Annotated in this window: 14 protein-coding genes; 6 read left to right on the top strand and 8 right to left on the bottom strand. The window is 66.6% G+C overall.

Going from position 1 to position 14280, the window contains the following annotated elements; all coding sequences use genetic code 11:
- Window positions 1–134: 134 nt before the first annotated feature.
- Genes IEW81_RS06435 through purD form a run of 3 tightly spaced genes read right to left on the bottom strand, consistent with a single transcriptional unit; the run spans window position 135 to window position 2676 of the window.
- Window positions 135–578 (bottom strand): GNAT family N-acetyltransferase, encoded by a 444-nt coding sequence (locus IEW81_RS06435; RefSeq protein ID WP_229671258.1) that lies wholly within the window; start codon window positions 576–578, stop codon window positions 135–137.
- Between the two features lie 2 nt (window positions 579–580).
- On the bottom strand, window positions 581–1438 hold the full coding sequence (locus tag IEW81_RS06430) for a phosphoribosylaminoimidazolesuccinocarboxamide synthase (protein ID WP_097059924.1): 858 nt from the start codon (window positions 1436–1438) through the stop codon (window positions 581–583).
- Complete coding sequence (purD, locus tag IEW81_RS06425) at window positions 1435–2676, bottom strand: phosphoribosylamine--glycine ligase (protein ID WP_097059925.1); 1242 nt, start codon at window positions 2674–2676, stop codon at window positions 1435–1437. The genes IEW81_RS06430 and purD overlap by 4 nt, the downstream gene beginning before the upstream one ends.
- 34 nt (window positions 2677–2710) lie before the next feature.
- Here purD and IEW81_RS06420 point away from each other — a divergent pair, with 34 nt between their 5' ends.
- Together IEW81_RS06420 and IEW81_RS06415 are read left to right on the top strand one after the other, a co-directional pair.
- A complete protein-coding gene (locus IEW81_RS06420) occupies window positions 2711–3097 on the top strand; it encodes a sterol carrier family protein (protein ID WP_097059926.1) in 387 nt (128 codons plus the stop codon).
- Window positions 3098–3220: 123 nt separating this feature from the next.
- Window positions 3221–3547, top strand: a complete 327-nt coding sequence (locus tag IEW81_RS06415; protein ID WP_097059927.1) for a hypothetical protein — start codon at window positions 3221–3223, stop codon at window positions 3545–3547.
- 8 nt (window positions 3548–3555) lie between these two features.
- Here the strand turns inward: IEW81_RS06415 and purF are convergent, their stop codons facing one another.
- A complete protein-coding gene (gene purF / locus IEW81_RS06410; protein WP_097059928.1) occupies window positions 3556–5013 on the bottom strand; it encodes an amidophosphoribosyltransferase in 1458 nt (485 codons plus the stop codon).
- Window positions 5014–5117: 104 nt separating this feature from the next.
- Between purF and purM the strand changes: the two genes are divergently transcribed.
- On the top strand, window positions 5118–6218 hold the full coding sequence (purM, locus tag IEW81_RS06405; protein WP_097059929.1) for a phosphoribosylformylglycinamidine cyclo-ligase: 1101 nt from the start codon (window positions 5118–5120) through the stop codon (window positions 6216–6218).
- 13 nt (window positions 6219–6231) lie between these two features.
- Here the strand turns inward: purM and IEW81_RS06400 are convergent, their stop codons facing one another.
- Both IEW81_RS06400 and IEW81_RS06395 read right to left on the bottom strand, forming a co-directional pair.
- On the bottom strand, window positions 6232–7209 hold the full coding sequence (locus tag IEW81_RS06400) for a malate dehydrogenase (RefSeq protein WP_097059930.1): 978 nt from the start codon (window positions 7207–7209) through the stop codon (window positions 6232–6234).
- A 62-nt stretch (window positions 7210–7271) separates the two neighbouring features.
- Entirely contained in the window at window positions 7272–7538 is a 267-nt protein-coding gene (locus tag IEW81_RS06395; RefSeq protein ID WP_097059931.1) for a DUF3073 domain-containing protein, read from the bottom strand.
- 169 nt (window positions 7539–7707) lie between these two features.
- On the opposite strand from IEW81_RS06395, the gene IEW81_RS06390 reads away from it, so the two are divergent.
- Window positions 7708–8817 carry an NAD(P)-binding domain-containing protein gene (locus IEW81_RS06390; RefSeq protein ID WP_097059932.1) on the top strand — a complete coding sequence of 370 codons (1110 nt, stop codon included), beginning with the start codon at window positions 7708–7710 and terminating at the stop codon, window positions 8815–8817.
- A gap of 33 nt (window positions 8818–8850) precedes the next feature.
- Here the strand turns inward: IEW81_RS06390 and IEW81_RS06385 are convergent, their stop codons facing one another.
- Both IEW81_RS06385 and IEW81_RS06380 read right to left on the bottom strand, forming a co-directional pair.
- Entirely contained in the window at window positions 8851–9567 is a 717-nt protein-coding gene (locus tag IEW81_RS06385; protein WP_188732690.1) for a DUF2510 domain-containing protein, read from the bottom strand.
- Between the two features lie 88 nt (window positions 9568–9655).
- A complete protein-coding gene (locus tag IEW81_RS06380; protein WP_308421889.1) occupies window positions 9656–11758 on the bottom strand; it encodes a glycogen debranching N-terminal domain-containing protein in 2103 nt (700 codons plus the stop codon).
- Window positions 11759–11898: 140 nt separating this feature from the next.
- Here IEW81_RS06380 and IEW81_RS06375 point away from each other — a divergent pair, with 140 nt between their 5' ends.
- Together IEW81_RS06375 and IEW81_RS06370 are read left to right on the top strand one after the other, a co-directional pair.
- Entirely contained in the window at window positions 11899–13038 is a 1140-nt protein-coding gene (locus tag IEW81_RS06375; RefSeq protein WP_097059935.1) for a LacI family DNA-binding transcriptional regulator, read from the top strand.
- Entirely contained in the window at window positions 13035–14258 is a 1224-nt protein-coding gene (locus IEW81_RS06370) for a sugar ABC transporter substrate-binding protein (protein ID WP_097059936.1), read from the top strand. Before IEW81_RS06375 ends, IEW81_RS06370 begins: the two co-directional genes overlap by 4 nt.
- Window positions 14259–14280 lie beyond the last annotated feature (22 nt).

Raw genomic sequence — 14280 nt, 5'->3', positions numbered from 1 at the left:
GCCGCTGGGCATGGCGATGGCCCGCCGTCTGGGGCAGCGAGCCATCGCAGAAGATTCGGCGCGCTTCGCGCATCGGATTGGGTGCTGCCGAAAGACCCGGGCGCGCGGTCACGCGGCAGCGCCTGGGCCTGCTCTCAGAGCACCTTTTCGAAGCAGAGGGAGTGCTGGCTGTCGACGTAGTAGCCGAACTTCGGGATCGGGCGATACCCCTCCCGCTCGTAGAAGCGCACGGCGTCCGGCTGGCGGTGGCCGGTCTCCAGCACGAGCCTGTGCCAGTCGCGCTCGCGGGCAAACTCTTCGAGTCGCCGCAGGATAGCGCTCGCGGCACCGGATCCGCGATGGGCCGGCTCGACGAACATCCGCTTGATCTCGGCGTGCTGGTCGTCGAGCTTCCGCAGGGCGCCGCTGCCGATCGCCTCACCGTCATCGGTGTATGCCACGAAGAACACCGAGATGTCGTCGGCAGTCGGGTGCGGCCCAGGCTCGGAGTCCGGGCTGCCGTAGCGCACATCCAGGTCGAGCCGCTGGCCGGTGCGCATGGCGACGGAATCAGGATGTTCCCACTCGACCTCGCGCACGATCACGCTCCCGTCAGCCTCTCGATCAACTCCCGGTATCGGGCCGCGGTGCGCTCCACGATCTCGGCCGGAAGTTCAGGAGGCGTGCCGGTCTTGTCCCAGTGGGCGGCGAGCCAGTCGCGCACGATCTGCTTGTCGAAGCTCGCCGTCCGGTTGCCCGTCTCATAGAGCGCGGCATCCCAGTAGCGGCTCGAGTCGCTCGTGAGCACCTCGTCGGCGAGAGTGAGCTCGCCCGTCGCGGGGTCTGCCCCGAACTCGAATTTCGTGTCGGCCAGGATGATGCCGCGCTTCTCAGCGATCGCAGACGCCGCCCGGAAGATCGCGAGCGACGTGTCGCGCAGGGCTGCGGCGGCCTCGGCGCCGACCAGCTCGACGGTGCGTTCGAACGTGATGTTCTCGTCGTGCTCGCCCAGTGGGGCTTTCCACGCCGGGGTGTAGATCGGCTCCGGCAGGCGATCGCCATCATTCAGGCCAGCGGGGAGCTGCACTCCACAGACGCTCCCCGACTGCTGGTATTCGAGCCAGCCGCTGCCGGACAGGTAGCCTCGCACAACGCATTCCACGGGGTACATGTCGAGGGTGGTGACGAGCATGGCGCTCGCGGGAAGCTCGGTCGCGGCATCCGGCACCGAATCATGAGGCGCCAGGTGGTTCGGAACATCGAGCTGCGCAAACCACCACAGGCTCAGGCTCGTAAGCAGCGCGCCCTTGCCCGGGATGCCCGGCTCCAGCACGTGGTCGAACGCACTGACACGATCGCTGGCGACCATCAGCACGCGACCCTCGTGTTCGTCCGAGCGATACAGGTCACGTACCTTGCCGGAGTAGAACAGTGTCCAGCCCTCGGGCACTGCGCTCACTGCGCGACCCGCAGGGCGATGTCGGTGCGGTAATGCCCACCCTCGAGCGTGATGGTATCGAGCGCGGCGTATGCGCGCGCCCTGGCCTCGGTGAAGTCGGCTCCGAGCGCCACGACGCTCAGCACGCGACCGCCGGTAGCGACGAACTCCCCGCCGACGAGAGCGGTTGCGGCGTGGGCGATCGTGACCTTCTCGATGTCCGCGAGGCCGCCGATGGGTCGGTTGGTGATCGGATTCTCGGGGTAGCCCTCACTCGCGAGCACCACCGTCACCGCGACATCCGTTGAGAACTCCGGGCGGGGCGTCGAACCGAGCTGGCCGGTCGCGGCCGCCAGCAGCAGTCCGCTCAGCGGAGTGATGAGCCTCGGCAGCACGACCTGGGTCTCGGGATCGCCGAATCGCGCGTTAAATTCGATCACGCGCACGCCGGCATCCGTGACGATCAGGCCGCAGTAAAGCAGGCCGATGAACGGGGTGTTTTCGCTCGCGAGTTGGCGGATGGTGGGCAGCGCGACCGACTCGATGACCTCGTCGACGAACGTGTCGGGCAGCCACGGCAGGGGCGAGTACGCACCCATGCCGCCGGTATTGGGCCCGAGGTCGCCGTCGAGGGCCCGTTTGTAGTCCTGCGCGGGAGACAGCGGGAGCACAGTATGGCCGTCGCTCAGCAGGAAGAGCGAGACCTCCTGGCCAGCGAGAAACTCCTCCACCAGCACGCTGCCGTGGGTGAGCCAGAATGTGGCGTGGGCGACGGCATCGGCACGGCTCTCGGTGACCAGCACGCCCTTCCCGGCGGCCAGCCCATCAGCTTTCACCACGTAGGGCGCGCCGAACTCGTCGATCGCGTCGATCGCCTCCTCGAGGGAGCCGACGCGGGTGGCGCGACCCGTCGGAACCCCGGCGTCATCCATGATCCGTTTGGCGAACGTCTTGCTGCCCTCGAGGGCAGCTGCGGCGCGGCCGGGCCCGAAGACCGGAATCCCGCGCTGGCGCAGCTTGTCTGCGACGCCCGCCACCAGGGGAGCCTCTGGGCCGATGATGACCAGGTCGATGTCGCTGTCGAGGGCGTACTGCGAGACGATGTCGCCCCGGGTCGGATCGAGTGCGACCACGGGCACGACGGCGGCGATGCCGGCATTGCCGGGAGCCGCGGTGATGTGGTGGGCCGGGCTCTCCCTCAGGAGAGATTGGATGATGGCGTGCTCTCGCGCACCGGAGCCGAGAACCAGGATTCGCACGGGTCAACACTACCCAGCGAAGTACCGTAAGAGCATGCCCCCCAAACGCATAGCCGACGATGCCGGTCACAGCGCGGTCATCGCCGCCATGGTCGACCCAGCCCCTCGCGATTCGACGGCTACCGCGGTGCGCTACCTGCTGCAGCTGCTGGCTGACAGCGCGGAAGGCAACACCGTCGAGATCCGGGTGCCGCCATTCGGGGCAGTGCAGGCCATCCAGGGGCCCCGGCATACCCGCGGGACTCCGCCCAATGTCGTCGAGATGGATGCCGCGACCTGGCTCGCCCTCGCCACCGGAGGGCTGGCGTGGGCCGATGCCGTGCGCGCGGGCCGTGTTGCGGCATCCGGCCAGAGAGCTGACCTCAGCGACTACCTGCCGATCGCCTGGCGCGACGGACCCGCTGCGCCCACAGCGGTCTGACCGCCCGTCCCCAACCGTCCCCAACCGGCCCGCGAGGCGCCGGTGGTGTCACCGGGTCCCGAATCGTGCGGCGAGAGTGGCGCCTCGGCAGCAGCGCTCAGGCGGGTGGGGGAGAATGGGGGCGTGAGCGACGCTACCCCCGAGACCCCAGCGCCAGAGGCCGGCACCGAGAAGGTGACGGTGCGCCGCGCACCGAAGATTCCGGCCTTCCTGATCGGGGGCGGCGGGGTCGGTGCGATCGCGACCCTCATCCTCACTTCGATGTTCCCGATCGACCCGCTTGTCGGATTCGGGCCGCTGTTCGCCTACTTCTCATTGTTCGGCGTGACGGCAGGTGTATTGCTCGGTGCGATCCTGGCGCTCATCGTCGACTATCGCTCCAAGAAGCGCGCGAAGACGGGTGAGGCCGAATTCATCACCGAGAAGCGGCCGGAAGAACCAACCGCCTGAGCTGCCCGCTAGCTGAACTGCGTGCGCTCGACCCAGTCCAGGTACTCGGGTGAGACGGTGCCCGTCACATAGTCGCCCGTGAAGCAGCTCATCTCCAGCGCGGCGACATCCGAACCCTCGATGATGGCCGCCTGCATGTCTGCGACCTCCTGGTAGATCAGGTAGTCGCTGCCGAGCTCGCGGTTGATATCGGGGATCTTGCGGCCATGGGCGACCAGCTCCTGGCGGGAGGGCATGTTGATCCCGTACACGTGCGGAAAGCGCACGGGCGGCGCGGCAGAGGTGAACGTGACCTTGTTGGCGCCGGCCTCGCGAGCCATCTGCACGATCTCTTTCGAGGTCGTGCCACGCACGATCGAGTCATCCACGATCAGGATGTTCTTGCCCCTGAACTCGCTGCCCATCGCGTTCAGTTTCTGCTTCACGCTCTTTTTGCGCTCGGCCTGACCCGGCATGATGAAGGTGCGGCCGACGTAGCGGTTCTTGTAGAACCCCTCGCGGTATTCGACGCCGAGCTTCTGTGCGACCTGCATGGCGGCGGGCCTCGACGAGTCGGGGATCGGCATGACGACATCGATATCACCCTCGGGCGTGTATCGGGCGATGGTGTCGGCGAGGCGGTCACCGAGTCGCAGCCTGGCCTCGTAGACCGAGATGCCGTTCATGATCGAGTCGGGGCGTGCGAGGTACACGTACTCGAACGAGCACGGAATCAATCGTGGGTTGGTGGCGCACTGCCGGCTCGCAATCTCGCCATCCGGTGCGATGAAGATGGCCTCGCCCGGGGCGATGTCGCGCACGAACTCGTAACCGGCGCTTTCCAGCACGAGAGACTCGGATGCGACGATCCACTCGTCCCCGGCGAATCCGACCTGGCGGCGCCCCAGCACGAGCGGCCTGATGCCGAACGGATCGCGGAAGGCGAGCAACCCATGGCCGGCGATCAGGGCGATGGCGGCATAGGAGCCTTCGACGCGCTCGTGGACGCGGGAGATGGCGTTGAACACCTGGTCGGGGTCGAGATCACTGCCTGACACCTGGGACTGCAGTTCGTTGGCGAGCACGTTCACGAGCAGTTCGGTGTCGCTCGAGGTGTTGAGATGACGACGGTCGATGTGAAACAGCTGCGCGGTCAGTTCACGGGTGTTGGTGAGGTTGCCGTTGTGGATGAGGGTGATGCCGTACGGCGCATTGACATAGAACGGCTGCGCCTCCTGCTCGTCGGCGGCGTTGCCTTTGGTGGCGTAACGCACGTGTCCGAGGCCCATGTTGCCGGGCAGGTTGCGCATGTCCCGCGTGCGATACGCCTCGCGAACCTGGCCGCGGGCTTTTTGCATGTGCAGGGTGTTGCCCTCTGCCGTGGCGATTCCGGTGGAATCCTGCCCGCGGTGCTGCAGCAGCAGCAGCGCGTCATAGACCTGCTGGTTGACCGGCTGGGATGACACTATTCCGACGATGCCGCACATGAATAAGCGGGTCTCCCGAGCTCGAGGGGGAGTACCCGGCGCGGGTACGTTCAAGTTTCTCACACGTTGATCGACCGCGTCGGCGCCGCCGGTACGCTTGAGCCGTGACTGACGACGCATCCACCAGCTATCGCGACGCCGGAGTCGACACTGAAGCGGGCGACCTCGCGGTCGAGCTGATGAAGTCGGCGGTGGCTGCGACACACGGCCCCGGCGTGTTTGGCGGTTTCGGTGGGTTCGCCGGGCTCTTCGACGTGTCGTTCCTGAAGAGCTTCGAGCGGCCCCTGCTCGCGACCTCCACGGACGGGGTCGGCACCAAGGTCGCCATCGCGCAGGCGCTCGACAAGCACGACACGATCGGCCAGGATCTCGTCGGCATGGTCGTCGACGACATCATCGTGGTTGGCGCCCAGCCTCTCTTCATGACGGATTACATCGCGTGCGGACGGGTGGTCCCGGCCCGCATCGCCGACATCGTCGCCGGCATCGCGCGGGCCTGCTCAGCCACCGGAACGGCGTTGGTCGGGGGCGAGACCGCCGAGCATCCGGGGCTCCTCGGGCCGGATGACTATGACGTGGCCGGTGCGGCGGTCGGAGCCGTCGAGGCCGACGACCTGCTCGGCGCGCATCTGGTTCAGGATGGCGACGTCGTCATCGCGATGGAATCGTCAGGCCTCCACAGCAACGGTTTCTCACTCGTGCGGCACATCCTGGCGTCACGTAACATCGGCTACCTGGATCGGTCCGATGACCTCGGCGGCATCGTCGGCGAAGTGTTGCTCGTGCCGACGCGCCTCTACACGTCGCCGTTGCTGCGGGTGCTGCCGACCGGGGGCGTGCACGCCCTCAGTCACGTCACGGGTGGTGGTATCGCCGCCAACCTCGCGCGGGTGCTTCCCGTCGGTTCATGGGTCGAGGTCGAACGCTCGACCTGGTCGCCGCCGCCGGTGTTCAGGGTGCTCTCCGAGTTCGCCGGTTCCACGCTGGAAAGCGCCGAAGGCACCTGGAATCTCGGCATCGGCATGATCGCGGTTGTCAGTGCCGAGGCGGCAGACGGTGTCATCGCCCAGCTGTCGGCAGACGGCATCCCCTCGTGGGAGATCGGTCGGGTGGGCATGGCCGCGCGCGACCTCAGCGGCTTCACCCAGGGCGCCAAGGGCGTCGACGGGGGCGCAGTTCGCCTGGCCGGCGCTTACGCCAGCTGAGCGGGATCCACAGCTAGGCGCGACCCGCCAACAGTCCAAGAGCCTCGACGGCATTGCGCTCATCGAGCAACTCGGCCACCGATGCGTCGATCCGTGACCGAGAGAATGCGTCGATCGAGAGATCCGGGACCAGCGCCCACTCTCCGCCCGAGGAGGTGACGGGGAACGAGCTTACGAGACCGGCCGGAACGCCATACGAGCCGTCAGAGACGATGCCCGCGGAGGTCCAGTCTCCGTCTGGGGTGCCTCCGATCCAGTCCCGCAGGTGTTCGATGGCGGCATTGGCGGCAGAGGCCGCCGACGACGAACCGCGCGCCTCGATGATCGCGGCCCCGCGCCGGGCGACGGTGGGGATGAACTCGCTCTCGACCCAGTCCTGCTGCACCGAGACGGGATCACCGGCGACGAGCGCATGGCTCAGATCCGGATACTGCGTGGCGGAATGGTTTCCCCAGATCGTCATCCGGGTCAGGGACGAGACCGGTGCCCCGGTGTGACGGGCAAGCTGGGAGAGCGCACGATTGTGGTCGAGTCGGGTCATCGCTGTGAAGCGGCTGGCCGGAACATCCGGAGCATGCGATGCCGCGATCAGGGCGTTGGTGTTAGCCGGATTGCCGACGACGAGCACACGGATGTCTTCTGCGGCCGTGTCATTGATCGCGCGGCCCTGCGGCCCGAAGATGCCACCGTTGGCCGCCAGGAGGTCGCCGCGCTCCATGCCTGCCGTACGGGGGCGGGAGCCGACCAGCAGCGCGATGCTGGCTCCGTCGAAGGCACTGGTCGCGTCATCCGAGATATCGATGGATGCCAGCTGCGGGAACGCGCAGTCGTCGAGTTCCATGGCGATCCCTTCCGCAGCCCGCATCGCCTGTGGCACTTCGAGCAGGCGAAGCTGGATCGGTTCGTCGGGGCCGAGCATCGCGCCGGATGCGATGCGGAACAGGAGGGCGTAGCCGATCTGGCCGGCTGCGCCGGTTACGGTGATTCTCACACTGCGACAGTACGCCGCCCGGCCATCGCTGGCATCAGGATCGGCGAAGTTTGCGTGGCCGGCTAGGCGCTCTTCGGCTCGTCTTCGTCTTCGTCGTCTTCGTCGGTGGCGTAGTGGTCGACGTAGAGGTCATCTTCGTCACCGTCGTCGGCCGGAGCTGCGCCGGCAAACTCGGGCCACTTACCGAGGTCTTCCTCGAGCTTGGGATCGATTGCTGCGCCCGGCGTGCCGAGCTCTTTCGCGAGGGCACCGTAATTGGTGTCCGGGCTGAAGTACTTGAGGTCGCGTGCAACCTTCGTGTGCTTCGCCTTTTGACGGCCGCGTCCCATGCGAGACCCCCTCAGATGTCTGTCCCGGTGCGCCGGGATGCGCAGTACGGCGCAGGCCGACGAACGAGCGAACAGGGATGGATGAAAACCAACCATGAGTTTAGCATGCGGCCCCCGACGGATTGCCGCCGGGATCACCGATGTTCGCCGCGGCGGGTAACGTTGGCGCGTGACCTCAGCTGCGACCGACACCTCTGTCGTCGTCATCGGTGCGGGCCAGGCCGGACTGTCGGTCGCGTACTACCTCAAGCGACTCGGGCTCGACCCGGGGAACGACTTCGTCCTGCTCGATCGCGGGCCGGGAACCGGTGGCGCCTGGCAGTTTCGCTGGGAGGCTCTGCGCATCGGTTCCGCCCACAAGATCAACGATCTGCCAGGGATGGACGAGCTGGACCTCAGCTTCGAGACAGCCGATCGCCAGGCTCCCGCGAAAGAGGTCGTAGCCGACTACTACCAGCGGTACGAAGACCACCACGGGTTCCAGGTCGTCAGGCCGGCGGATGTCACGGCCGTCGAGAATCATGACGCAGATCTGATCGTCACCCTCGCCGACGGTGACCACGTGCAGCAGGTCACGACCGAGACCGTGGTCAACGCCACGGGCACCTGGGGAGCCCCGTTCATTCCGTGGTACCCGGGCCTGCGCTCGTTCCAGGGCAGGCACGTGCACACGAACGATTACGTCTCTGCCCGGCAGTTCGAGGGCGAGAACGTCGTCGTGGTCGGTGGTGGAACCTCTGCGATCGGATTCCTGCTCGAACTCGAAAACGTCGCTGCACACACGACCTGGGTGAGTCGCCGTCCCATCGACTTCCTTGACGACGGTGGTCTCAACCTGGAGGCACGCGTCGAAGCGGTGCGGTTGCAGGATGAAGCGGCGCGCGCCGGGCGGGCGCTTCCGAGCATCGTCAGCGGCACGGGCGTGCCACGCACCCGTCGCATCCAGTCCGGTATCGATCGTGGGCTGCTCACGCCGCGGCCGATGTTCAGCGCTATCGAACCGACCTGCGTGCGCTGGGCCGACGGATCCTTCCAGGAGGCCGACGCCATCATCTGGTCGACGGGTTTCCGGCCGGAACTGCGGCACCTGGCATCCCTGAAGCTGCGTGAGAAGGGGGGCGGGATGTCGGTCGCGGCCGGTGTCGCGCTAGGCGACTCCCGCGTGTTCTTCGCCGGCTACGGTCCGCAGGCGAGCACGATCGGCGCGAACCGTGCCGGCCGCATGATCGCTCGCCAGGTCATCGCGACCCTCAGTAAACTGCAGGCGCTGCGCTCGTAGCGACCTCGACAGCGCAGGCTCGCGCACGGGTGCCTAGAGCAGCAGCGTGCTGGAGGCTACCAGGCCGATCCCCCTGATGATGGCGAGCGCGATATTGATCGAGATGACGATCAGGAACGCGATCTCTGGTCCTCGCGAGCGAACTCCATCCCGACTGAGCCTCCGCCCTCGTACCGCGAAATAGACCAGGGGTGGGGCCAGCAGCATGAACAGGATGCTCGTGGTGTGGTAACCACGCTGCCGCAGGGCGCGGATGTCGAGGCCGGCGAAGACCCAGACGGGGATCAGGCCGATGACGAGCCCGATGAAGAGAGGCACCCCGGGAGAGCTTCCTGCGCCCGCGGTGGCCGTTCCGATGACGAGCAGCAACCCCTGGGCAACGCCGACGGCGATCCCGGTGATGAGCGGCGCGAAGGCGAGCAGCCAGATCCAGATGGTATTGGGTGACTGGACGGTGGTCGGCCAGGCCGTCGTACTGGCTGCCGGGGCCCACGGCACGGACGGAATCGACTTCGGGAACGGTGAGTAGGAAGTCCCGCCGCCGGGCAGCGTGTCGAATGAGGGCAGGGTCAGTTTTGACGGCTCAGTGGAAAAAGCGGGTTCGATTGCTGCTACCGGGGCCGTTTCTTCTGCAGCGACCATCACGGGCGTTACGTGTTCCGTCCACGAAAAGCCGTCCCACCATCGCTGGGTTGTCGCGTCCAATCGGTTCGGATACCACCCTGCTGGTGCTGTAGTTGTCGTCGACACTGTTCCCCCGGCCCTGTCGTGTGGCAACAGTCTAGGAACTGGAGGATGCCTCAGGCCTGCCCCACTTCGGGGACTATCGCGTTGCCGGTCAGCCGACCACGAACGGCAGGTTCCCCGCGGTCACCTCTCCGGCTCCGTTAGTTGCAACGCCGCCGGAGACGCCGTCGAAGACCAGGCCATTCATCGTCACTCCGCCGACCACACCCGTGGGAGCGATCCCGAGCGTTCCCGCAGGCGCATCCGGAACCAGGCCCAGCACGCTCGACAGCACCGAGACCGCCGCCGCCGCCGACCACGCCTGGGGCCGGCACGCTGCGGCGTACGGCACGGGTCGTGCGAACTCGGTCGCGGGGTCGCCGGAGTGCAGCTCGGGCATCCTGTAGTCGAATCCGGATGCCGCGGCGAGCAGTCCACGGGTCAACTCATCGGCCTCGCTCCTGAAGCCCTCCCGTGCCAGTCCGGCGATCGCGATCGCGGTGTCGTGCGTCCAGACGGAGCCGCCGTGGTAGCTCAGGGGCCAGTATCCAGCGGAATCGGTGGACATCGTGCGCAGGCCGTATCCGGAGCTCAACGTGGGTGCGACGAGTCGCGCGGCCACGAGTGCGGCCTGGTGCTCGTCGAGTATCCCGGTCCCGAGCACGTGCCCGATATTGCTCGTGACCGTGTCGACGGGGTTCTTGGCGGCGTCGAGCGCAATGGCGAGATGGGCTCCGGTCGCATCATGGATCCAGAACTTGTCATGGAATGCTGTGCGCAGTCGCGACGCCCACCCGCGCCACGGTGAACCGTCTGCACCGAAGGCGTCGAGCAGGTCTGCGCCGTGCATCGCTGCTTCGTAGGCGTACGCCTGCACCTCGACGAGAGCGATCGGCCCCGTTGCGAGCGTGCCATCACGCCACTGCACGGAGTCGCCAGAGTCTTTCCAGCCCTGGTTCGAGAGTCCGCGACCGGACTTGTCGGCGTATTCGAGCAGGCCGTCACCGTCGGAGTCACCGAAGTCGCGCATCCATTCGAGCGCTCGCTCGAGATGCGGTAGCAGCGCGCGGACCTCGTCGACGGGCATCCCCCACTTCCAGGCGTCGTGCAGCAGGCAGACCCACAGCGCGGTCGAGTCGACAGTGCCGTAGTACAGCGGTGGAAGGTGCAGCCCTTCCGCGGGCATCTCGAGGGAGACGCGCCTCAGCTCGTGCATGATCTTGCCTGGCTCCTCGGCGGTGTCAGCCACGGGCGCCGTGCCCTGCAGGCTCGCGAGCACGCGGAGTGTGTCTGCGGCGATGCGCGTGCCCAGGGGCAGCATGAACCGCGCGGCCCAGATCGAATCGCGTCCGAACAGCGTGAAGAACCAGGGGGCTCCTGCTGCGAGGAACTGCTGGTCAGGATTCGCGGTGGCAGAGAGCCGAAGGGCATCGAGGTCGCTGAGCGCTCGCGCGACCCACCGGCTCAGCCGGTCGTCGTCGGCGTGCAGCTCGGGTACGACCCAGGGCACCGGTCCCAATGCGCCGTTCACGACGGCGAGCTGATCGGTGGCGTTATACGACCATGAGACGCTGGCACTGCCGCGTGCGGGAACCGTCACGATCCATGAAACGGAGTCGGCGGTGATGGATGCGCCGCGAGCCTCGAGCTGCACCGAGACGTCTTCTCCGTTCCAGAGGGCGGTGTGGGAAGTCCCGCCTCCTATCGAGACCGGGGGAGCCGTCGACTGACCGGCCCCGGACTTGATGAAGTCCATCCCCGTCGCATCCGCGACGAAGTCGACTCGGACCTCGGTGACGAGTTCATGATCGAGCCTCGAGGTGATCTCGAGGCGCTCCTCGATGCCGGTGGTGGTGGCGGTACGAACGTGCTCGGCCCGCACTCCTGGGTCTGCTGTCGTGTCGTCGAGCTGGCGGGCAAGCGAGACGAAGGCGGAGGAATCCGCGCCCCTGGACACGCTCGCCAGGTGCTCGAGCGGCGCTCCCGCGACCAGGATGGCCTGCGCCGAAAGTATGCGCACGTCGGAGAAATAGATGCCGTGGATCGGCTGGCCGCCGATCGAGCCGTCGGCTGCCGACCAGGCCTGCGTGGGCGCTCGCAGCACGACCGTCTCGTCGTGCAGCAATGGCTGCAGTGGCGGCTGTGCTGCTGCTTCCATCGGCGGCTGGAGAACGGTGTTTTCGGTGTTCTGCGGGGCATCCATGAGTATTCTCACGACTCCTCATTGATTCGGTCGATGGGCGACGGGTTGACATTTGCGTCTACCGAGGTAACGTAACACTTGTAATTTGAACGATCAAACTTTCGTGTTTAGATCGTTCAAGAATCGCAGGAAACAGGCCAAAGGAGGCCGGGGTGACACAGCTGCCGACTGTTGATGATGTCGCTCGTGTAGCGAACGTCTCCCGCCAGACCGTCTCGAATGTGCTGAATTCTCCTGGGATCGTCAAGCCGACGACTCGAGGTCGTGTCGAGGCCGCGATCGCCGAGCTCGGCTATCGCCCCCACGCCTCAGCGCGCCGGCTTCGCACTCGCCAGTCGTCGACCATCGGGGTGCGCCTCGACCCTGTGACGAACGGCATCTCGGGTTCGGTGCTCGACCGTTACCTCCATGCCCTGACGGAACAGGCCGCCGAGCGCGGCATGCGCATCATGCTGTTCACGGCGAACGACCTCGTCGATGAGATCGACCAATATCGCACCCTGCGCGATGGAGCTGATGTCGACGCCTTCGTCGTGACCGCGACCCGGCACGCAGACCCTCGCATCGACTGGCTCACCGCCGAGCGGGTGCCGTTCGTCAGCTTCGGCCGTCCCTGGGGTGCCGACATGGATGCCGCGAATCACCTGTGGGTGGATGTCGACGGTTTCGCAGGCCACTACGAGGCAACCCGGCACCTGATCGGTCGGGGCCACACACGCATCGGATACATCGGCTGGCCCGCCGGATCTGGAACCGGCGACGAGCGCAGGCGTGGCTGGGCCGTCGCCATGAACGAGGCATTCGGACTGGATGAGGCGGAGCTTGAGTTGCTCACCACCAGGACAGAGGAGGGCGTTCCTGAGGCGCGCCGCCTCATCGAGACGATGTTCGCTGCCGAACACGACCTCGAGGCGCTGGTGTGCGTCAGCGACTCTGTCGCGCTCGGGGCCATGATGGCCGTCAACGAGGCCGGCCGCAGATCCTTTCCCGTCATCGGGTTCGACAACACCCCGGTCGCCCAGGCGGTCGGCCTGTCGAGCGTGGAACAAAGGCTCGACCAGGTCGCAGCAGCAACGCTCGAGCTGCTCATGGGCGCGACGGGCCGACGCGTGCTTCCCCCCGGGGAAAAACGGCCTGGCGACGAGGAAGGCGCAGCAGACATGCGCCATCGCCTCGTCACCCCGAAACTTGTCGTTCGCCGGTCGAGTCACCTGGCGCCCGTCGAGGAGACCGAGAGCGCCGACGCCGGGATTGCCCCGGCCGGCCGTCACCATCGAGAGGAAATGCAATGAAGTACAGGAAATGGAGCGCTGTGCTGCTCGCGGCTGGCGTAGTGGCCAGCCTCGGAGCGTGCGCGAGCGGAGGCGGCGACTCGGCTGACGGGCCGCAGAAGCTGACCATGCTGATCGGATCGAGCGGTGACGCCGAGACCTCGGCTGTCGAGAGCGCCACCACAGCGTGGGCCGCAGACAACAACGCCACCGTCGAGGTGATCGCGGCGAGCGACCTCACGCAGCAACTCAGCCAGGGTTTCGCGGGCGATGACGCTCCCGACGTGTTCTACATGGGATGGGACCAGTTCTCGACCTACGCAAGCAACGGCTACCTCGAGCCGTACGCGGCCGACCTCGCCAACGCCGGGGAGTTCTACCCGTCCCTCGTCGATACCTTCACCTACGACGACACCTTCACGTGTGCGCCGAAAGACTTCTCGACCCTCGGCCTGATCATCAACACCGACCTGTGGGCGGCCGCTGGACTGACCGATGCTGACGTGCCGACCGATTGGGACGGTCTCGAGGCGGTCGCCACGAAGCTGACCACGCCGACCACCGTCGGGCTGTCGTTCGGGCTCGAATATGCCCGCGCCGGTGTCTTCATGAACCAGGCCGGCGGCCAGCTCGTCGACGGTGACACGGTTGTCGCCGACAGCGACGAGAACGTCGCCGGGCTCGAATACCTGCAAAAGCTGCACGATGCCGGCGTGCTGAAGTGGCCGTCCGAGATCTCCGCGGGCTGGGCTGGCGAAGCACTCGGTGCAGGAAAAGCGGCGATGGTGATCGAGGGCCCGTGGATCAAGGGCATCCAGGGCGACTTCCCCGACACGAACTACGCGGCGTTCGAGCTTCCGGCAGGTCCGGCTGGCCCGTCGACGTTCACGTTCACCAACTGCTGGGGAATCCCCGCCAACTCCGACACGAAGGATGCCGCGGTATCGCTGGTCGAGTTCCTCACCTCGGATGCGCAGCAGCTCGCTGCAGCTGACGCGTTCGGCGTCATCCCGTCGACCGAGTCCGGCGCCGCGGAGTACGCGACGAAATACCCGGAGAACGCCTCGTTCGTCGCCGGCGCCGACTATGCCGTGAGCCCGGTGAACTTCGCCGGGTCCGCGACCGTGATCAGCGACTTCAATGCACAGCTCGAAAGCCTCATCGGAGGGGATGCGAAGCAGATCCTCGGCACCCTGCAGACCAACCTGCAGGCTGCGCTCGACGAAGCCAACGGCAACTAGCGAGCCGACGAATAGCGATACC

The organism is Salinibacterium xinjiangense (assembly GCF_014645015.1).
Taxonomy (GTDB): domain Bacteria; phylum Actinomycetota; class Actinomycetes; order Actinomycetales; family Microbacteriaceae; genus Rhodoglobus; species Rhodoglobus xinjiangensis.
Note: the sequence above shows the minus strand (reverse complement) of the source record. Positions and strands in the feature narration are given on the sequence as shown.

Bases quoted from the DNA above. Each gene is read 5' to 3' on its own strand.
- IEW81_RS06370 (WP_097059936.1), top strand. From the start codon at position 13,035: ATGAAGTACAGGAAATGGAGCGCTGTGCTGCTCGCGGCTGGCGTAGTG.
- IEW81_RS06395 (WP_097059931.1), bottom strand. From the start codon at position 7,538: ATGGGACGCGGCCGTCAAAAGGCGAAGCACACGAAGGTTGCACGCGAC.
- IEW81_RS06420 (WP_097059926.1), top strand. From the start codon at position 2,711: ATGCCCCCCAAACGCATAGCCGACGATGCCGGTCACAGCGCGGTCATC.
- purF (WP_097059928.1), bottom strand. From the start codon at position 5,013: ATGTGCGGCATCGTCGGAATAGTGTCATCCCAGCCGGTCAACCAGCAG.